Origin of the sequence: Actinopolyspora sabaoui (genome assembly GCF_051225635.1) — a bacterium.
Lineage (GTDB): Bacteria > Actinomycetota > Actinomycetes > Mycobacteriales > Pseudonocardiaceae > Actinopolyspora.
The window spans coordinates 51,705-70,366 of record NZ_JBMIHH010000012.1; the positions used below are offsets into that span (position 1 = coordinate 51,705).

18 protein-coding genes and 1 pseudogene are annotated in these 18,662 nt (G+C 69.2%); 15 read left to right on the plus strand and 4 right to left on the minus strand.

Annotated elements, in window-relative coordinates; genetic code table 11:
- Nucleotides 1-20 precede the first annotated feature (20 nt).
- Complete coding sequence (locus tag ACOQFL_RS20205) at nt 21-815, minus strand: DeoR/GlpR family DNA-binding transcription regulator (RefSeq protein WP_435545764.1); 795 nt, start codon at nt 813-815, stop codon at nt 21-23.
- Nucleotides 816-1,161: 346 nt separating this feature from the next.
- On the opposite strand from ACOQFL_RS20205, the gene ACOQFL_RS20210 reads away from it, so the two are divergent.
- The 4 genes from ACOQFL_RS20210 (at nt 1,162) to ACOQFL_RS20225 (ending at nt 4,983) form a co-directional block, all read left to right on the plus strand.
- Nucleotides 1,162-1,905 carry an MIP/aquaporin family protein gene (locus ACOQFL_RS20210; protein WP_435545765.1) on the plus strand — a complete coding sequence of 248 codons (744 nt, stop codon included), beginning with the start codon at nt 1,162-1,164 and terminating at the stop codon, nt 1,903-1,905.
- A 232-nt stretch (nt 1,906-2,137) separates the two neighbouring features.
- Nucleotides 2,138-3,646, plus strand: a complete 1,509-nt coding sequence (gene glpK, locus ACOQFL_RS20215; RefSeq protein ID WP_435545766.1) for a glycerol kinase GlpK — start codon at nt 2,138-2,140, stop codon at nt 3,644-3,646.
- Between the two features lie 146 nt (nt 3,647-3,792).
- Complete coding sequence (locus ACOQFL_RS20220) at nt 3,793-4,587, plus strand: putative protein N(5)-glutamine methyltransferase (RefSeq protein WP_435545767.1); 795 nt, start codon at nt 3,793-3,795, stop codon at nt 4,585-4,587.
- A gap of 93 nt (nt 4,588-4,680) precedes the next feature.
- Entirely contained in the window at nt 4,681-4,983 is a 303-nt protein-coding gene (locus ACOQFL_RS20225) for a hypothetical protein (protein WP_435545768.1), read from the plus strand.
- Between the two features lie 347 nt (nt 4,984-5,330).
- On the opposite strand, the gene ACOQFL_RS20230 is transcribed toward ACOQFL_RS20225, so the two are convergent.
- On the minus strand, nt 5,331-5,618 hold the full coding sequence (locus ACOQFL_RS20230; protein WP_435545769.1) for an acyl-CoA carboxylase subunit epsilon: 288 nt from the start codon (nt 5,616-5,618) through the stop codon (nt 5,331-5,333).
- A gap of 119 nt (nt 5,619-5,737) precedes the next feature.
- The gene (locus tag ACOQFL_RS20235; protein ID WP_435545770.1) at nt 5,738-7,375 is read right to left on the minus strand and encodes an acyl-CoA carboxylase subunit beta; all 1,638 of its coding nucleotides are present in this window, start codon (nt 7,373-7,375) and stop codon (nt 5,738-5,740) included.
- Between the two features lie 241 nt (nt 7,376-7,616).
- On the opposite strand from ACOQFL_RS20235, the gene ACOQFL_RS20240 reads away from it, so the two are divergent.
- From ACOQFL_RS20240 to ACOQFL_RS20290, 11 genes and pseudogenes are all read left to right on the plus strand, one after another.
- Nucleotides 7,617-8,450, plus strand: coding sequence for a biotin--[acetyl-CoA-carboxylase] ligase (locus tag ACOQFL_RS20240; RefSeq protein ID WP_435545771.1), 834 nt, complete (start codon nt 7,617-7,619; stop codon nt 8,448-8,450).
- Between the two features lie 166 nt (nt 8,451-8,616).
- Nucleotides 8,617-9,126, plus strand: coding sequence for a PH domain-containing protein (locus ACOQFL_RS20245; protein WP_435545772.1), 510 nt, complete (start codon nt 8,617-8,619; stop codon nt 9,124-9,126).
- Nucleotides 9,127-9,258: 132 nt separating this feature from the next.
- Nucleotides 9,259-10,209 (plus strand): hydroxymethylglutaryl-CoA lyase, encoded by a 951-nt coding sequence (locus ACOQFL_RS20250; RefSeq protein WP_435545864.1) that lies wholly within the window; start codon nt 9,259-9,261, stop codon nt 10,207-10,209.
- Nucleotides 10,206-10,874 carry an adenosylcobinamide amidohydrolase gene (locus ACOQFL_RS20255; protein WP_435545773.1) on the plus strand — a complete coding sequence of 223 codons (669 nt, stop codon included), beginning with the start codon at nt 10,206-10,208 and terminating at the stop codon, nt 10,872-10,874. The genes ACOQFL_RS20250 and ACOQFL_RS20255 overlap by 4 nt, the downstream gene beginning before the upstream one ends.
- 118 nt (nt 10,875-10,992) lie before the next feature.
- A complete protein-coding gene (locus ACOQFL_RS20260; RefSeq protein WP_435545774.1) occupies nt 10,993-11,493 on the plus strand; it encodes a YbaB/EbfC family nucleoid-associated protein in 501 nt (166 codons plus the stop codon).
- A complete protein-coding gene (locus ACOQFL_RS20265) occupies nt 11,493-11,822 on the plus strand; it encodes a WXG100 family type VII secretion target (protein ID WP_435545775.1) in 330 nt (109 codons plus the stop codon). The genes ACOQFL_RS20260 and ACOQFL_RS20265 overlap by 1 nt, the downstream gene beginning before the upstream one ends.
- A gap of 5 nt (nt 11,823-11,827) precedes the next feature.
- A complete protein-coding gene (locus tag ACOQFL_RS20270) occupies nt 11,828-14,308 on the plus strand; it encodes a glycohydrolase toxin TNT-related protein (RefSeq protein WP_435545776.1) in 2,481 nt (826 codons plus the stop codon).
- 370 nt (nt 14,309-14,678) lie between these two features.
- Nucleotides 14,679-14,948: pseudogene (locus tag ACOQFL_RS20275) on the plus strand (hypothetical protein); the annotation flags it as partial.
- Between the two features lie 404 nt (nt 14,949-15,352).
- The gene (locus ACOQFL_RS20280) at nt 15,353-16,561 is read left to right on the plus strand and encodes an MFS transporter (protein ID WP_435545777.1); all 1,209 of its coding nucleotides are present in this window, start codon (nt 15,353-15,355) and stop codon (nt 16,559-16,561) included.
- 306 nt (nt 16,562-16,867) lie between these two features.
- Nucleotides 16,868-17,449, plus strand: a complete 582-nt coding sequence (locus tag ACOQFL_RS20285; protein WP_435545778.1) for a sugar O-acetyltransferase — start codon at nt 16,868-16,870, stop codon at nt 17,447-17,449.
- 13 nt (nt 17,450-17,462) lie between these two features.
- The gene (locus tag ACOQFL_RS20290) at nt 17,463-18,020 is read left to right on the plus strand and encodes a TetR/AcrR family transcriptional regulator (protein WP_435545779.1); all 558 of its coding nucleotides are present in this window, start codon (nt 17,463-17,465) and stop codon (nt 18,018-18,020) included.
- 214 nt (nt 18,021-18,234) lie between these two features.
- Here the strand turns inward: ACOQFL_RS20290 and ACOQFL_RS20295 are convergent, their stop codons facing one another.
- Nucleotides 18,235-18,630 (minus strand): ParB family protein, encoded by a 396-nt coding sequence (locus ACOQFL_RS20295; RefSeq protein WP_435545780.1) that lies wholly within the window; start codon nt 18,628-18,630, stop codon nt 18,235-18,237.
- Nucleotides 18,631-18,662: the final 32 nt, after the last annotated feature.

The window sequence follows — 18,662 nt, forward strand, 5'->3', positions numbered from 1 at the left end:
GGGTCGAGGTCGGGCCGGGATCATCCGGCTCGCCGCACCGTCGCTCCCCGCTCTCGCAGCACTTCGACCTCGGCTTCCGGCGTTCTCGAATCCACGATCACGGTGTCGAAGTGCTCGGCGGGTGTGACCGCGTGCAGTGCGCGCCTGTTGAACTTGGTGTGGTCGACGTAGAGCACGCGGCGACTCGCCGAGGCGAGCATGGCCTTTTTGAGCTGCACCATTTCCTGTTGCGGATAAAAACAGACACCGTCGGTGACTGCTGAGACGGACATGATCGCGAGATCCACTCGCATACCGCGGAGCGCATCCAGCGCCATGCCCCCTACGAAGGCGTCCGCCCAGGGCAGAAAGTCGCCTCCGACGCAGATCAGATGGATTCCCTGCTGTCCGGCGAGTTCGTCGAACACGCCCCGGTGGTTGGTCACCACGGTCAGCGGAGCTCGTTCCGGCAGCAGCCGTGCCAGGTATACCCCGGTCGTCGAATCGTCGAGCACCAGCGCCTGGCCGGGCTCGACCAGCTCCACCGCCGCCTTGGCGAGCTCGGTCTTCTCCGCCTCGTTCTGCTGCATCCGGTACTCGGACGCGGCCTCGTACAGCAGTGAGGAGGCGGCGGAGACGTACCCCCGGTTGCGGTGCACCAGTCCCTGGGACTCCAGCTCGGCCAGATCCCGGTAGACGGTCATCGCGCTGGCTTCCACCGTCCCGATCAGGTCGTCGATGCGCAGGGTTCCCTCGGCCATGACCAGATCGGTGATCTTGCGTCTGCGGTCCTGTTGCCGTCCGGAAGGTCGCCTGCCCTGCGTGGCCATCGTCATTCCTCTCGCACCACTCCTGTTTCACGGACAGGTGCCATCCTCCACCGCCGCCGGAATCCCTGTCCCTCATCCGGACGGGTACCGCGCGATCGGTGAGTGCTCCCGGACGTCACAAGTAAACCATCTGAACCGATAAAAACATCAAGCTGAGGTTATTGCAATGTTTCTTTTCACAGGTCTAGTGTGACCCAATCTTCCATACCGAGAAACCCGGGATTCAGCCGGAGGTGGTAGCCGATATGCGGTGGTACACGACACACGAACGCTCGACCCGCTCCCGACCGAGTAGCGCACTGCCGAGTGGCGCGCCGGCCGGTCCGATCGAGGTGCAGGCGGGAGGCGCGAGATGAGCGCGGGCGCGATCTTCCTCTTCGAACTGCTGGGAACGGCCACGCTGACCCTGCTCGGCTGCGGTGTGGTCGCCAACGTGACGTTGCGCGACACCCTGGGCAACAGCGGCGGATGGTTGCTGGTCAACTTCGGTTGGGGCTTCGCCGTGTTCGCCGGTGCGAGCATCGCCGCCCCCGCCGGGGCGCACATCAACCCGGCCGTGACCTTCGGGCTGGCGGTCAACGGGCAACTCGACTGGTCGCTGATACCGGTTTACCTGTCCGCCCAGCTCATCGGTGGTGCGTTGGGAGCAGCGGTCTGCTGGGCCGCCTACAAGCTGCAGTTCGACAACCACGACGACCCGGCCAACACCCTGGGCATCTTCTCGACCGGCCCCACGGTGCGCAACGCGCCGTGGAACCTGGTCACCGAGATCATCGGCACCTTCGTGCTGGTGTTCTGGATCCTGCTCAGTCCCGGTGCCAGCTCGGGACCCGACGGCATTCCGGAGTTCGGCAACGCCGCGCTCGGCTACGCGGCCGTGGCCTTCATCGTCATCGGCATCGGCAGCTCGCTCGGCGGGCCGACCGGATACGCCATCAACCCCGCCCGTGACCTCGGTCCCCGTATCGCCTACGCCCTGCTGCCGATCAAGGGCAAGGGCGGCGCGGACTGGGCCTACTCCTGGGTGCCGATCCTCGGCCCGATCATCGGCGGTTCCGCCGCGGGAGCACTCGCGCTCGCCATGCCCACCGGCTGATCGGGCCCTGACTGATCGGGCCCTGAGTGAGTGGGCCCTGCCTGGCTGAGCGCTGGCCGGACGGGGCCTGACCGGCCGCTTCCCGAGTGGCCGGGCGCGGCCCGCCGTCCGACAGTCGGCCCGAACGCCGTTCGCGCCCGGACCGAGCCCTGCCCATCGCTGCCAAAGCGGGCATTCTCGGAGCCGACACCCTCACAACACCAACCACACGCGTCGATCGGAAGGTAGCGACATGGCCTCCTACATCGCAGCCATCGACCAGGGGACGACCTCGACCCGCTGCATCGTCTTCGACCATGCGGGCCAGGTGGTCTCCGTAGACCAGGTGGAACACCAGCAGATCCTGCCCAAGGCGGGCTGGGTCGAACACGACCCGATGGAAGTCTGGACCAACACGCGGCAGGTGTGTGCCGGTGCGCTGGCCAAGGCCGACCTGGTGCTGTCCGAGATAGCCGCCGTCGGCATCACCAACCAGCGTGAGACCACCGTGGTCTGGGACCGCCACACCGGCGAACCCGTCTACAACGCCATCGTCTGGCAGGACACCCGCACCGACGCCATCGTCAACGAACTGGCGCGTGGCGAGGGCGGCCAGAACAGGTACCAGTCCAGGACCGGGCTGCCACTGGCCACCTACTTCGCGGGCCCCAAGATCCGCTGGATCCTGGACAACGTGGACGGGGCGCGGGAACGCGCCGAACGCGGCGAACTGATGTTCGGCACCATGGACACCTGGGTGCTGTGGAACTCCACCGGAGGCACCGAGGGCGGCCTGCACATCACCGACCCCACCAACGCCTCCCGCACCATGCTTATGGACCTGCGGACGCTGAGCTGGGATCCTGACATCTGCGCGGAGTTCGGTGTCCCCATGTCCATGCTCCCGGAGATCCGCTCCTCCTCCGAGATCTACGGCCACTTCCGCGAACGGGGCGTACTCGGCGGGCTGCCGATCGCCGGAATCCTCGGTGACCAGCAGGCGGCCACGTTCGGACAGGCGTGCCTGACCCCCGGCGAGGCCAAGAACACCTACGGCACCGGTAACTTCCTGCTGCTCAACACCGGCACCGAGCCTGTGCTCAGCGAGAACGGGCTGGTCACCACCGTCGGCTACAAGATCGACGACCAGCCCACGGTCTACTGCCTGGAAGGCTCGATCGCCGTGACCGGTTCACTGGTGCAGTGGATGCGCGACAACCTCGGCATGATCGGCAGCGCTCCCGAGATCGAGCAGGTCGCGGCCTCGGTGGAGGACAACGGCGGTGCCTACTTCGTACCCGCTTTCTCCGGGCTGTTCGCACCACACTGGCGTTCCGACGCTCGCGGCGTGATCGCCGGGCTGACCAGGTTCGTCAACCGCGGCCACCTCGCGCGCGCGGTGCTTGAGGCCACCGCCTTCCAGACCCGTGAGGTCGCCGAGGCGATGAACGCGGACTCGGGTGTGGAGCTCAAGGCGCTCAAGGTCGACGGCGGGATGGTCAACAACGAACTGCTGATGCAGTTCCAGGCCGACATCCTCGACGTGCCCGTCATCCGTCCGAAGGTCAACGAGACCACCGCCCTCGGCGCGGCCTACGCCGCCGGACTGGCCGTCGGATTCTGGTCCGGCGAGAAGGACATCCGAGCGAACTGGGCCAAGGACAAGGAATGGGACCCGAAGATGTCCAAGCAGGTTCGGGAGCAGCAGTACGGCGAGTGGCAAAAAGCCGTGACCAAGACCTTCGGCTGGCTCGAGGAGTGAGGCACCAGCGGAAGTGATCGTTCCCGTCGGGTCACCTCGGCGCCCACCGGAGGTGGCCCGACGGGGCGGTCCGCGATGGTGCGGGAGCGTTGTCGGACGAGCTGGATTCCGAGCCGGTGCGGGGCGATGGGTAACGTATCCGACTCGTGAGCCTCGAGGGCGATTCCCGACTGTTGACCGACATCAGCACCGAACTGCGTGCGGCGGGCTGCGTGTTCGCCGAGGACGAGGCCGAGCTGCTGCTCCGGACCGCCGGGACGCGTGCCGAGCTGAGCGACATGACCCGGCGCAGGGTCGAGGGGCTGCCACTGGAGGTGGTGCTCGGCTGGGCGGAATTCCTCGGCACCCGATTCGTGGTGGAACCCGGCGTGTTCGTCCCCCGACGGCGCAGCGAGTTCTTGGCCGAGCAGGCGATCTCGCTGGCGAGTCGCGGTGCCGTGGTGGTCGAACTGTGCTGCGGCTCCGCGGCGATCGCCGCGACCGTGGCGGGCGCCGTGGAACGGATCGAACCGCATGCCTGCGACATCGACCCCAACTGTGTGCGCTGCGCACGCCGTAACCTCGCGGATCTCGGCGGCACGGTTCACCAGGGAGATCTCTACGAGCCGCTGCCGGGGGAGCTACGCGGTCGGGTCGAGCTGCTGCTGGGCAACGCACCCTACGTGCCCACCGGAGAGATCTCGTCGATGCCGCTGGAGGCGCGGGAGCACGAGCCCCCGGTGGCGCTGGACGGTGGGGCGGACGGGCTCGACGTGCATCGCGCGGTCGCCGCCGAGGCCCAAGAGTGGTTGGCACCGGGTGGTCGGTTGCTGCTGGAGACCAGTGAGCGGCAGGCCGAACGCTCGGCGGCCATTTGTGCCGAGCACGGGATGGATGTCCGGGTGGCCCGCCACGAGGAGAGCGACGCCACCGTCATCGTCGCCACCGCCTCCGGGCCCTGACCCGGCGGCCCGGCGATTTCGCGAGAAATTGACGGCGGCGCCGCCGAGTCCAGCAAGGGCGAGAGCCGGCTACGGCATCTCGGAGGCGCGTGGATGGCAGCATTGGGGAAGCGAGCCGATCCGGCCGTCCCGGCGACCGTTCCGGCCGGTTATCCCAGCGAAGCGGCGCACGAACGAGAGGCGCGGGACATGAACGAGCAGTACTCACCGAACTTCAAGCACGGACCGAACACGGTGTGCCCGAACTGCGGCGGGTTCCAGAAGGTCAGCGAGCCCCGCCTCTACATGATCCGGGCCACCGAGGAGACCCACGCCGGGATGACACTGGGGGAGTGGCGGACCTGCCCCCAATGCCAGGGAGACGGGCACACCCCCGGGCTCCGCCCTCCGGTTTAGTGAGAGGTCGTCGGGTCGTTTCTCGTGGGTGGTTTCGTGGCGGAACCTCGCGCACGGCTCTCGCTGCGGGTCTGGCGACCTCGGGTAGCGACCTACACAACGTCTCCGGCGTCCTCGCGAGAGCCGCACGGGAGAACCCGCGGCGGTGCGGGCTGCGAGGGTGGTCGGGGTTCACCCCGCGGGAATGGTTGGGGTTCGGCTCCGTGTCTCCATGCGTTGCTCAGCAGCATGGGCGCTTCCCGAGGGCGGTCTCGGGGGCGACAATTTCGCGGGAAATTGACGCCGCACTATCCGATCAGCCGCACCGGACCGGCGATTTCGCGGGAAATTGACGCCGAGCGGCAGGGTCACATCGGCAGGGCGGAGGCGCGCCAGGCGTTCGGGCCGGGCCGCATCGGCCGCCTGCCACCGGGATAGCGCAGCGCGGCGGCACGGTCGCCCCACATCGACATGCGTTCGGGCCGTTCGGCCCCGCCGCCGGAGCTCGCCGCCGCGATGCCCGCCAGCGCCGCGGTCAGCGCGGCCACCTCCACGTCGTCGGGCCTGCCCCGCTCGACCCGCAGCACGGGCTGCTGGGCACCTTCCGTCTCGGAAGCGGGTGACTCACCGGACTCGGCCACGGGCTCGTCGCTCAAGGTGCACCTTCCATCGGCGGGTGTGCGTGCCGGAGACGCCAGCATAACGACGTCCGGCACGCGGTGGACAGTGCTCGCGGCACGAGCGACGCGCCGCGAGCACCACGACCGGCCCGCGGTCACAGCGGGATGTTGCCGTGTTTCTTGGCGGGCAGCGAGTCCTTCTTGTTCCGCAGCATCCGCAGCGACCGCGCCAGGTAGCCCCGGGTGTGGGAGGGCGGGATCACCGAGTCCACGTAACCGCGCTCGGCCGCCTCGTACGGGTTGCACAGGGTGTCCTCGTACTCCTGCTGCAATTGCGCACGCACCGCCTCCACGTCGTCACCGCGCTCGGCGGCCTCGGAGAGCTGCCTGCGGTAGAGGATGTTCGTCGCGCCCTGCGCACCCATCACCGCGATCTCGGCGGTGGGCCAGGCCAGATTGATATCGGCGCCCAGGTGCTTGGATCCCATCACGTCGTAGGCACCGCCGTAGGCCTTGCGGGTGATGACGGTGGCCAGCGGGACGGTTGCCTCGGCGTAGGCGTAGAGCAGTTTCGCGCCGCGCCTGATGATGCCGTTCCACTCCTGGTCCGTGCCGGGCAGGAAACCGGGCACGTCGACGAAGGTGACCACCGGGATGTTGAACGAGTCGCAGGTGCGGACGAACCGCGCGGCTTTCTCGCTGGCCTCGATGTCCAGTGTCCCCGCCATCTGGGTGGGCTGGTTGGCGACGATTCCGACGCTGTGGCCCTCGATGCGTCCGTACCCGGTCACCATGTTGGGGGCGAACAGCGCGGAGACCTCGCAGAAGTCGCCGTCGTCGAGTACCCGGGTGATGGCCTCGTGGATGTCGTAGGGCTGGTTCGGCGAGTCCGGCACCAGCGTGTCCAGTTCCCGGTCGGACTCGGTGAGGTTGTCGGCGACCGTTCCGCTCTCGGCGGGCGCGTCCGAGACCGGCGGCTCGGCCAGATTGTTCGACGGCATGTAGGACAGCAGCTCCTGCACGTAGGCGATCGCGTCGTCCTCGTCGGAGGCCATGTAGTGCGCGTTGCCCGACTTCGAGTTGTGCGAGTACGCCCCGCCGAGCTCCTCGAAGGTCACGTCCTCACCGGTGACGGTCTTGATCACGTCGGGGCCGGTGATGAACATGTGCGAGGTCTGGTCGACCATCACGGTGAAGTCGGTGATCGCGGGCGAGTACACCGCACCACCAGCGCACGGCCCCATGATCAGCGAGATCTGCGGGATCACCCCGGAGGCGTGGGTGTTGCGCTTGAAGATCTCGGCGTAGAGCCCCAGCGCGGCCACGCCCTCCTGGATGCGGGCACCACCGGAGTCGTTGATCCCGATCAACGGGCAGCCGGTCTTGAGTGCCAGATCCATCACCTTGACGATCTTCTCGCCGAACACCTCGCCCAGCGAACCACCGAACACGGTGAAGTCCTGCGAGAACACGCACACCTGACGGCCGTCCACTGTGCCGTAACCGGTCACCACACCGTCGCCGTACGGCCGGGACTGCTCCATTCCGAAGTTCGTCGAGCGGTGGCGGGCGTGCTCGTCCAACTCGATGAACGAGCCCTCGTCCAGCAGCATGTCGATCCGCTCGCGGGCGGTGTACTTGCCCTTGGCGTGCTGTTTCTCCACCGCACGTTCGGAACCGGCGTGTACCGCCTCGTAATTGCGCCGATACAGATCGGCCAACTTCCCGGCCGTGGTGTGAATGTCCGGCTCACCGACAGACGGCTCACCAATCGGTTCGGTCGCACTGCTCATGCCCGGCAGCCTAGCCAGCCGAGCACGGCCACCACGAAGAGGTCTCGGGTGACGAGTATCACCTTTCCGGTGGACGGCGTGTGCTGGGGCTCCTGCCGAGGGCGGGGGAGTCGCCGTGCCGCTCGCGGCGGTTCACGGGAACATGGCGGGGCGGTAGCGCGCTCCGGCGATGACCGTCGCGCGTGGATCCGTACCGGATGACCGGTAACCACACGCATCACCCACGGCATAGCCTGGGCACATGACCACTCCGCCCCCGCTGGATGCCGAGGTGCTGCGCGCCCGCCTGCTCGACGAGGGCCCGTACCGGGCGCTCGACGTGGTGACCGTGACCGGTTCGACCAACACCGATCTGGTCGCGGCGGCCAACGCCGGTTCCCCCGACCGCACCGTGCTCATCGCGGAGGAGCAGCAGGCGGGCAAGGGAAGGATGCGGCGTTCCTGGGTCTCCCCGCGTTACTACGGGGTGCACGTGAGCGTGCTGCTGCGTCCCGTGGTGGCGGCGCGTACGGCCTTGGCCTGGCTCCCGCTGCTGGCGGGCACCGCGCTGGCCGAGACGGTGCGGGAGACCACCGGGCTGGCCGCCGAGTTGAAGTGGCCCAACGATCTGCTCCTGGGGGGAGACCGCAAGGCGGCGGGCATCCTGGCCGAGGCGGTGAGCACTCTGGACGGTATGGCGGTGGTGCTGGGCATCGGTGTCAACGTGCATCACGACGCGGCGAGCCTGCCCGAGAGCGCGGGTGGGCTGCCGGCGACCTCCATCGCGGCCGAGGGAGTCAAGGTCGACCGAACCGAGCTGCTGGCCGGATTGTTGGAGCGGCTGTCCGCGATCGAGCTGCGCTGGCGCGAGGGGGTCTCGGAGGACGCCTTGGACGGCGGTGTGCTGGAACGCTACCGGCCGCTCTGCGGCACGATCGGCCGCTGGGTACGTGTCGAGCTCGGCGGTGGCCGGATGCTCGAAGGTGAGGCCCGCGAGGTCGACACCCAGGGCAGGCTCGTGGTCCGCGACCGCGACGGGACGCGCACGCCGGTCTCCGCCGGTGACGTGGTGCACCTGCGCCCGGCGCAGCGTTGATTTCCGGCGCGGTGTTGACCTTCGGTACGGCCCTCCCGACGTGCGCGCTCCCCCGCTCGATCCGGCCCCGAGGGGCGTGCTCGGAATCTTCCGGACAGACGCGGGAACCCATCGGGACTCCGGTAAGGTGAGCGTGGCTCGCCGCTGATCCGAAGGGGGAATACAGGTGGCTTATCCCGATGATCAGCTCGGCGAGGGCGAGCAGGTGCTGGTGCACCGACACCCCCATTGGAAACTGCTGGTGGGGCCGGCATTCGCGCTGCTGGTGGTGCTGGTCGGCTTCGGCGCGCTCGTGCTGTTCACCGAGTCGCTCGCCTGGCGCACCCCGATACTCGCCGGAGGCGGGGTCGTCGGCGGTGTGCTGCTGCTCTGGCTGGTGCTGACTCCGCTGCTGCGCTGGCGCACCACCCACTTCGTGGTCACCAACCACCGGCTGATGATCCGCGAGGGGGTCTTCACTCGTTCTGGGGTGCACATCCCGCTCGGTCGGATCAACAGCGTCCGGTCCCGCCGAGGGGTGCTGGACCGGTTGCTCGGCAGCGGAACGCTGATAGTCGAGTCCGCTTCGGACGAACCTCTGGAGTTCGACGACATCCCGGAGGTGAACCGGGTGCAGTCGCTGCTTTACGGCGCCGTCGAGGGTGAGTCCCAGGATCAGTACCCGGACGATCGCTGACGGACCGCCGTCCTCGGCCGGGGCGATGATCCCGGGACTCTCCCGCCGCTGCTCCGTAACGAGTAGCGTCCTACACCCGTTAGGACCAACGAGAAGCGGTGCGATCCGTGAGTTGTGGAAGGAGACTTGTTGATGGGTGTACGTGCGCTGGGTCTGCCGGAGGCCACCCGCTCCCCGAACACGCCGGAACTCCCCGAACGGGTGACCATCTGGGAGGTGGGGCCTCGTGACGGGCTGCAGAACGAGAGCGGGGTGATCCCCTCCGCCGTCAAGCTCGAGTTCCTCAACCGGCTCAACGCCGCCGGACTGCCGGTCATCGAGACCACGAGCTTCGTGCACCCCGACTGGGTTCCGCAGCTGGCCGACGCGGGCGAGGTCATCAACGGGCTCTCCCCCAAACCCGGCGTGCGCTACCCCGTGCTGGTTCCCAACCAGCGCGGCCTCGACCGCGCCAGGGAGGCCGCGGTCGCCGACATCGCGATCTTCGCCTCCGCCACCGAGAGTTTCGCCCAGCGCAACCTCAACCGGAGCTTCGAGGAACAGTTCGAGATGTTCCGCCCGGTCGTGCGCGGCGCGGCGTCCTCCGGCATGCGGGTCCGCGGCTACCTCTCGATGGTCTTCGGCGATCCGTGGCAGGGTGCCGTTCCGGTCGAGCAGGTGGTCGACGCGGGCAAGCGGCTGCTGTGGATGGGCTGCGACCAGCTCTCGCTCGGCGACACCATCGGCGTGGCCACGCCAGGCCAGGTCGAGAGCGTGCTGCGCGGCTTCCAGGAGGCCGACATCAGCCCGGACCGGCTGGCCGTGCACTTCCACGACACCTACGGGCAGGCACTGGCCAACACCTACGCCGCGTTGCGGCTGGGGATCAGCACCGTCGACTCCTCGGCGGGCGGGCTGGGAGGTTGCCCCTACGCGGGCTCGGCCACCGGCAACCTGGCCACCGAGGACCTGGTCTGGATGCTCTCGGGGCTGGGCATCGAGCACGGTGTCGACCTGGAGCTGCTCGTCGACACCAGCACCTGGATGGCCGAGCGACTCGGCAAGCCGAGCCCGTCGCCGGTGGTCAAGGCACTGGCGCGATGACGACCTCGGAAACCGCGTGCTTCCCGGTCACGAGCACGCGCACCCTGCGGGGACAACCGCTGCTGGCCTGGGAGTGCTCCGGCGATTGGCTGGCCGTTTCCTCCGGCTCGTACGGTGGCGGTCTCGGACTCCGCCGCTGGGTGCTCAACGCCACCGTCCCCAGTGGATACGACCGCCCCGATCCGGCAGCGCACATCGCCGAGATGGCCGGGGAACTGCAGCTCCAAGGGCCGGGCACCGGACTGTTGACCGCGGTGGACGTGCGGCACGAGGTGACCGCCACCGAAGCGGGCGTGCGGGCGAGCGTGACCACCGGGGTGGGCTATCCCGTCTGGGCCGCGCACGACGCCGCCGACACCTCGCACCTGGTGCGGGAGCACACGCCGGGAACCATCAACGCGGTGTGCTTCCTTCCGGTGCGGCTGAGCGACTCCGCGCTGGTCAACCTGGTCGCCACCGTGGCCGAGGCGAAGGCGCAGGCCCTGTCGGAGTCCGGAGTGGCCGGTACCGGCACCTGCACCGACGCGACCGTGCTGCTGTGTCCGCCCGATGGTGATCCCGAACCCTACGGCGGGCCGCGTTCCGTGATCGGCGCACCACTGGCCCGCGTGATCCATCGGGCGGTGACCGAGGGACTGCGCGTGACCAACCCGCGAGACCGGTGAGCGCGTGTTCGGGCGAACCACACCGCGAGGGGCTCGCCCGGACGGAACCGGCGCGACGTCCGACGCGTCCCAACAGCGGTGGGGGTGGTGGACCGCAGTGGGAGGAAGGTGAGTGGCGTTGACCGACCATCGGGCGCAGGTCGAGGAGATGATCGCCGACTATCGGCGCAGCAGTCAGCGGCTTTCCGAGGTGGACGACGAACTCGCCACGATCGAGGAAACCGTCGGTGACGACCGCGGGGAAGTCTCGGTCACTGTGGGCTCCGGGGGAGCGCTGCGGCGAGTGTGGCTGGCCGAACAGGTCTACCGCACGCACTCCCCGGACGAACTCGGCAGGCTGATCGTGCGACTGTCCGCGACCGCCACCGCGCGGATCGCCGAACGCACCGACGCGGTGCTCGCGACGGTGCTCCCCTCCGGATCCGATCCCGCCGCCCTGCGTGCCGACTCCGCAGTGTCGTCCGGCGCCGCCTCCTCCGTCACCGGGGTGTCGGTGCCGAACGGAGCCGCTGTTGCGGACAATGGGCCGGAGACTTCGGCAGCGGAGCCAGAGCAGGAGGAGTCGCTCGAACCCCGCAGTTGGCTGCGGGACGTCGGGGCGGCGGAACGGAACCGGTGATGACAGGTTTCCAAAGTGACCTCGGGAAACTCGCCGAGCACGCCGGGGAGTTCACCGAGCACGCGGAGCACGCCAGGCGGATCCGCGACGAGCTGCGCACCGCCCTGGATGCGTCCGGCGAGTGCTGGGGCGCCGACGAGGCGGGAGCCAGGTTCGCCGAGCTGCACCTTCCCGGCGCCGAGCGAGCGCTGCGTCGGCTCGAACGGTTGCCGGACGAGCTCGCGGAGATGGGAACGAACCTGTCGGAGGCGGCCGACACCTATCGCCGTACCGACGAGGCGGCGGCCGAAGGACTTGCCGGGATCGATGCCGGGCCGGAACGGGAGTGATCGGATTGGGGATCGAACTTCCCGTCGAACTGCGCGGGGTGGCCGAACGCACCGGCACGCACTGGCCGGAGGCCGATGAGGACGCCATGCGCCGGGCGGCAGCCGCCTGGCGCCGTGCCGCCGAATCACTGGACAGGTTGGCCGCCGCCTCCGACGCCTCGGCCGGTGGAGCGCTCGCCGCGATCGAGGGTGAGACGGCGCGGGCCGCGAGCGGTCATTGGCAGGAGTTCGTCGAGCCGGACACCGGACGGCTACCGGGCAGCGCACGGGACTGCGCGGCCGCGGCCGATCGGCTGGATCACGCCGCGGACCAGGTGGGAGCCGCCAAGGTGCGCATCGTGCGGGAACTGGTCACGCTGGCCAAGCGGAACGACGCGGCCGAGCGAGCAGCCGCCGCGGGAAATCCCTCCGCCGTGTTGCGGGCCGAGTCCGCTGTGGGTGAAGCGGCTGGCAACATCGCTGAGCTGAACCGGGCCCTGGTCGGTGCGGTGGCCGGTTCGGGCGGAATCACCATCGACTCGAGTGCCTCCCCCGGCTCGGCACCGCCCGGCTCCGTATCGCTCGGGGGTAGCGATACCGGCGGTGAACCGGCCGGTGCGGTCGCGAACCCGGTGCCGGACGTGAGTTCGGTCGGGGACGCGGTTTCGGCGGCGGGCGCCGTGGCGGAGGGCGCTCTCGGAGCCGTGGGCACAGCCGATGCTGCGGGTGTCGACGGTGCCGAGGGTGCCGTCGGTGAGGCGGTGGCCCGCGCGGCATCGCTGCCGGCCTCACCCCCGGCACGGGCGGACGAGCCCGCTGCGCCGGGGCAGGAAACCGGGCAGCACGGGGAGCCGAACACTCCCCGCAGCCGGATATCGGAACTCCTCTCGCCCGACGTGCCGGGCTCGGACGAGCGCGGTCCTGTCGGGGAAGCCGGTCCCGCCGGAGCTCCACCACATGCGAATCCGGCCGGAGAGGCTGCCGAGCGGGAACTGACCGGACCAGTCTCGCCGGAAACGGTTCGGCGTGCCGCCGGACCGGCGGGTGGCCCGGATGCCGGGACCGGACCGATACCCGTCGTGGATCCCGCCGCGCACTCTTCCGGCGAGTCCCCGGCATCGGGTGCTGGTGGCGAGCACACCGACGCGGGCCGGGATCCGATCACCGCGCCGCAGGCCGTGCACCAGGCCTGGGCCTCTCCCGCCGCAGCACCCCCTCCAGCACCACCGGGCGCCGCACCACCGCCTCCCGCCGGTCCCGCCCCACAGCCCGGTGCCGTTTCGCAAGGACCCACCGGACAACCGGGAATGGCGGGACAACCCGGCCCCGCTGGATCGCCGCAGCGACCGGGGGCCCCACCGCCGCCGGCGCCCGGCGTTGGGAGAGGCGTCGGACAGCCCGATCCCGGACAGGCGACCCAGCGTCCGGCTCCTCCACTCCGGGGCGGTTACCAGCCCACCGGGGTGGCCCATCCGGGCGCGGCCCCACCGGTGGGACGTAATCCGTTCGCTCCCGGCGGCGGAATGTCGCAACAGCAACCGTCGCCACCGCACCCCGCACCGCAGCACCCCGCACCGCAGCACCCCGCACCGCAGCACCCCGCACCGCAGCACCCCGCACCGCAGCACCCCGCACAGCCACCGCAGCCCGAGGGACGGCGTCCGATGCGGGAGAACCAACGGGATCCCGCCGTTGTGGCGTTCGTGCTGCACCAGTTCCCGCTGGGGCACATGCCGGTGGCCGAGACCCGACCGAGCAGGCAGTGGTCGCCCTCCGGACAACCGTCCGAACGGGACACCTTCACTGTCCCGCCGCAGCGGCATCCGCGTGCGGACCTCGTCGAGGAGTTCGCACACCCCCCTTCACGCCGAGCGGCGTCGTTCGGGTGGCAGGCGGGCCGCACGATCCCGGCGGAGCTGCTGGTCGGCTACGAACCGCTCGGTCCGGAAGCCGAGGTCGGCGAGTTCGAGTGGGAACGGCGCTACCTGCTTCCCGGGCCGGGTGGGAACCGCACGCACGCCTACGACTGGCCGGTGCGGCACGGTTTCGCGGACAACGGTGTCGAGGAGCCCGATCCCGAGGTGTTGCCGCCGGGCACCCTGCTCGACCGGCTGGGTGACGAGTGGGGGCTCGTGCTGGCTCCCGAGGGAACCGCGTTCGCCGATCGTTCACTGCCCCCGGAGTTCCGGGAGCGGGCGTATCGACGTTATCGCGTGGTGCACCCGTTGCCGGTGTGGCTCACCCGGGCCGTCGCCTGGTTCGAACAGCCCGGTACCGGGCTGCGCTACCGCACGACGCACCCGCTCGCCGAGCTGCTCGCGCTGGGACTGCTGGTAGATCCAGCAGTCGAATCCGAGCAGGACAGCGAACCGGAAAGTGCGATCGCGGCCGAAAAGGACTCCGCATCCCCGGAAATCCCGGCCGAACCCCACGAGGCGGAACAAACCGTGCGTATCCGGAGTAACGACATGAGTTCGGCGGATGATCCCGCCGGAGCGATGCGCTGATGACTTTTTGTCCTCTTGGTGCTGGGACAGTTCTGCTGTGGCTCCCCGCGTGGGACTCCCACCACTCCCGCAGGCCGAGCTCCGGCCACTCTCGCCACCGGCACCGCCGCGGGTTCTCCCGTACGGCGTCAATTTCTCGCGAAATTGTCGTGCCGGTGGGGGCGGTGTGGCCCGTGCGGCGTCAATTTCTCGCGAAATCGCCGCGACGTTGCGCCGGGACTCCGGTGCGTGAGGCGGATGCATTGCAAGGCCGGGTCGCCTCGCCGCGTAGGTCGCTACTCAAGAGCGGCCCAACGCAGCAAGGCGCCGCCTCACGTGCCGGCTACCCGACCACGTACGCAACTACAGCTGTGGACTCCAAGGAGGCCGTGTGAATTCCGAATCCGTGCTGGGATGGCTGGAGGCGATGGGAGTGCCGCCGCAGGTTGTCTCCGTCGCTGCCGAGCGCGACGACGCCTGGTGCCTGCTGCGGGACGACTCCGAGGGGCAGCCGGTCTGGGACGTGTTCTGGCGCGAGCAGGGCAACCGCTACGACTGGGCGCGGTTCTCGGACGAGCGGGTGGCCTGTTTCTACTTGTTCGGGCGGTTGACCTGGACCCAGGCGTTGCGGGGCGCGGTCGGTCCGCTCGACTCCGGCAGCACGCCGCCCAGGGGAGTCCCGATGCCCGGTGGTCCGGTCGATTCCGGCAGTGACTCCTCCGGGCCCGGCAGCGATTCCTCCGATGTGGGCAGCGGCCCGACGACCCCAGCCACCGGCACCGAATCCACCCCCGACCTCGGTGCTTCCGACCGGGAGTCCGCTGAAACCGACCGGAGGACTCTCGGTCCGGAGCAGGAATCCCTCGAAACCGAGCAGGGGGCCCTTGAAACCGAGCAGCGGACCTCCGGAACGGCACGGGATACCTCGGGCGGCTGAGTGCTTCCGGAACCCGCCGCGCGGCGATTTCGCGGGAAATTGACACCCACGTGCGGCCGGCACGCCGCTCGAACCGAGATCCGAAAAAGAGTGTACGATCGTCCGCTCTGGTCGGTAGGCTCCCGAACATGACCGTTGCCGCACCATCCCGGCCCACCCAGGTCGAGCGGCGGGCTCGCGTGGCCGTTGCCGTGCTGTTCTTCACCAACGGAGCGTTGTTCGCCAACCTGCTGCCGAGGTTTCCGCAGCTCAAGGCCGATCTCGGACTCGGCAACGCCGCCTACGGGATGGCCGTCGTGGCGTTCCCGATGGGAGCCGTCGTCGCCGGTCTGGCCGCGGGGGTGGCCGTCCGGCGGCTGAGCTCCGCGCGGGTGGCGGTCGCGAGCACCCTGCTGACCGCGGTGGGAATCCTGGTCGCGGGAACGGCGGGTTCGGTCGCGATGTTCGCGGGAGCACTGCTTCTCACCGGGGCGATGGACTCGTTCACCGATGTCGCGCAGAACGCCCACGGATTGCGGGTGCAGCGCCGCTACGGACGCTCCATCATCAACTCGTTCCACGCCGTCTGGTCAATCGGGGCAGTGACCGGTGGATCCATGGCCGCCGCCGCGATCGCCCTCGACCTCTCCCGGGGACAGCACCTGACGATCTCGGCGGTGGTGTTCACGATCGCGGCCTGCGCCGCCTGGAGGCTCTGCCTGCCCGGCCCCGACGACGAATCCACCCCGGAAACCGATGCCGACCTCGGGGAGGCGGGACGGTCGGAGCGCGTGCTCCCGGGGCGGCGCATCGCGTTCGTGCTGGCCGCCCTCGTCGTCATCGCCATGGCCGGAACACTCGTCGAGGACGCGGGCAACTCCTGGGCCACGCTCTACCTCTCCGAATCGCTGCACGCGCCCGCGACGTTGGCGGCGCAGGGCTACGTGGCGCTGGTTGCGGCCCAGTTCGTCGGCCGCATCCTCGGTGATCGGCTCGTCGGACGGTTCGGGCAGCGCACCGTGGCTCGCGCCGGTGGTCTGATCACCGCCGCCGGTATGGGCCTGGCGCTGGCTGTGCCGACCGTGCTCGGCACGATCCTAGGCTTCGCCGCCGCCGGGTTCGGAGTGGCGACGCTGGTGCCCGCCGCGATGCACGAGGCCGACGAGCTGCCCGGGCTCAAGCGGGGGTCGGGACTGACCGTCGTCTCCTGGCTCATGCGGCTGGGGTTTCTGCTTTCCCCGCCGTTGGTCGGGCTGGTCGCCGACAGCGCCGGTCTCCGGGTGGGGCTGCTGGTGGTGCCGCTGGCCGGGTTGAGCGTGCTGCTGTTCGCCGGGGTGCTGAGCAACCGGCGCGCCTGATTCGAGTTTTCCGGCCGGGTTCTCGGGTCGCTCGCTTGGCGGAACCTCCCGCTGGCTCTCGCTCCGGGAGGCCCGACATCGGGTAGGTACTACACAACGTCGGGCCTTCCTCGCGAGAGAGCGACGCGGGAGAACCCGCGGGTGGTCGGGCTGGTAGGTGATTTCCGACGTTTCCAGCGCCGCGAAGGCCACGCCAATCGGTCAAGACGACAGAAAAACGCACGCCAGGGAAATGTCAGTGAGCTGTGATCGGAGAATGCTCCGATTCGGACTTTCCGGAGTGCGTCAGAGCGTACGATCGTACGCATGTCGAGTGACTACTTCGCGGGCGATCCGCGCACGAATCTCGAACGCATGGCGGCCGGTGACAACTACATTGTCGACGATCCGGAGTTCGGCCGCAGGCAGCAGCGGGCCGTGCGGCTGGCCGCCCGCTATCAGGCCGCCTACGTCGAGGATCCGGACGCGGCGCGGCCGATCCTCGCCGAACTGCTCGACTCGGTGGGGGAGGAGGCGCACCTGCGCCCACCGTTGCATGTGGACTACGGCAGCAACATCACGATCGGGGAGCGCACCTTCGTCAATTACAACCTGACCGCGCTGGACGTCGCCTCGATCACCATCGGCGCGGACTGCCAGATCGGGCCGGGAGTCCAGCTGCTCACCCCGACACACCCGCTGGAACCGCGGCCCCGGCGCGACAAGCTGGAGGCGGCGAGCCCGATCACCATCGGCGACAACGTGTGGCTCGGCGGCGGCTGCATCGTGCTGCCCGGTGTCACCATCGGGGAGAACTCCGTAATCGGTGCGGGCGCTGTGGTGACCAAGGACGTGCCCGCCGACGTCGTCGCCGTCGGCAATCCTGCCCGCGAGGTCCGCGACCTCTAGGATGCTCGGTGTCATGGCTACCGGACACACCGACCCGCAGCGCCGCGAGCGCATCATCGATGCCACCCTCGACCTGATCGCCGAGGATGGGATCGCCAACGCCTCCCACCGCAGGATCGCCACCCGGGCGGGGGTGCCGCTCGGGTCGATGACCTACCACTTCGGCGGTCTGGAGGAGCTGCTCCGGGAGGCGTTCGGTCGGTTCGCCGAGCGGATCGTCGCTCTGTTCGACAGCTACCTCGCCGCGCCGAGTGACCAGGAGCAGGCCAGGGATGCGGTGACCGACCTCATCCACGAGCTGTCCGAGGACGATCAGCGCTACCTGGTGCTCACCCAGGAGCTCTACACCCTGGCCGCCCGACAGCCCGCCTACCGGGAACTGACCAAGGAGTGGATGCGCCGCAGCCGGGTCCACCTGGAGAAGCACTTCGACCCGGACACGGCTCGCCAGCTCGATGCCCTCATCGAGGGAATGACCCTGCACCGCGCCCTGACCCCCGAACCCCACGACCGCGCCCTCACCCGCGAGGCCGTCACCCGCATCACCACGAGAGACCCGACGCAGCGCTGACCCGCGCTGTTCCCGAATCCCTTCCTTCGCCGTCCCGCTCCCGCTGCCCCTGTGTCCCTGCGCCCTTGTATCCCCGCGGCGCGGCGATTTCGTGGGAAATTGACACTCACCGGGGTCTTGCCGCCCCGCTGGCGCGGTGATTTCGTGGGAAATTTACGCCCACCGGTCCCGGACCGGAACTTCGCAGCCGGGGTCCGGGCTCTCGAATACGCCGTCAGCCGCTTTGCTTCGTCCTGGAACCGGTGCGGGATCCGTCGTCCGGCTTCGGGAACCTGCTCCCGTCGTTGTGCTCGGTTTCGAGCCTTTCGACCTCGCTGCGCAGTGCGTTTTCCATGAGTTCGGAGACGCTCCCGGTGTGTGCCACGCGCCCATCGAGCACGCCCACGGCGTTCTTGGCCCGATCGAGGGTGTCCGGCGCTACGTAAGCCTCCATCTTCAGGGCTCTGAAACTTCGCAGCGCCATCTCTCGCGCGACCTCGGCCGCCACCAATATCACGGTCAGCACGCCTATCGTCCACAGTATCCATTTCTCGACATCGAGAAACAGCAGTAACAGGAACATCGCCACCGCGAACCCGGTGGCGACTCCTCTCGGGGGTGTCCGCTTCACTGCGTCCCGACCTCCACGTCGTTGTCGCCCAT

Excerpts from the sequence above, each read along its gene's own strand:
- ACOQFL_RS20205 (WP_435545764.1), bottom strand. The coding sequence starts at position 815 with ATGACGATGGCCACGCAGGGCAGGCGACCTTCCGGACGGCAACAGGAC.
- glpK (WP_435545766.1), top strand. The coding sequence starts at position 2,138 with ATGGCCTCCTACATCGCAGCCATCGACCAGGGGACGACCTCGACCCGC.
- ACOQFL_RS20265 (WP_435545775.1), top strand. The coding sequence starts at position 11,493 with ATGACAGGTTTCCAAAGTGACCTCGGGAAACTCGCCGAGCACGCCGGG.
- ACOQFL_RS20235 (WP_435545770.1), bottom strand. The coding sequence starts at position 7,375 with ATGAGCAGTGCGACCGAACCGATTGGTGAGCCGTCTGTCGGTGAGCCG.
- ACOQFL_RS20225 (WP_435545768.1), top strand. The coding sequence starts at position 4,681 with ATGGCAGCATTGGGGAAGCGAGCCGATCCGGCCGTCCCGGCGACCGTT.
- ACOQFL_RS20290 (WP_435545779.1), top strand. The coding sequence starts at position 17,463 with ATGGCTACCGGACACACCGACCCGCAGCGCCGCGAGCGCATCATCGAT.
- ACOQFL_RS20210 (WP_435545765.1), top strand. The coding sequence starts at position 1,162 with ATGAGCGCGGGCGCGATCTTCCTCTTCGAACTGCTGGGAACGGCCACG.
- ACOQFL_RS20285 (WP_435545778.1), top strand. The coding sequence starts at position 16,868 with ATGTCGAGTGACTACTTCGCGGGCGATCCGCGCACGAATCTCGAACGC.
- ACOQFL_RS20255 (WP_435545773.1), top strand. The coding sequence starts at position 10,206 with ATGACGACCTCGGAAACCGCGTGCTTCCCGGTCACGAGCACGCGCACC.
- ACOQFL_RS20280 (WP_435545777.1), top strand. The coding sequence starts at position 15,353 with ATGACCGTTGCCGCACCATCCCGGCCCACCCAGGTCGAGCGGCGGGCT.
- ACOQFL_RS20250 (WP_435545864.1), top strand. The coding sequence starts at position 9,259 with ATGGGTGTACGTGCGCTGGGTCTGCCGGAGGCCACCCGCTCCCCGAAC.
- ACOQFL_RS20240 (WP_435545771.1), top strand. The coding sequence starts at position 7,617 with ATGACCACTCCGCCCCCGCTGGATGCCGAGGTGCTGCGCGCCCGCCTG.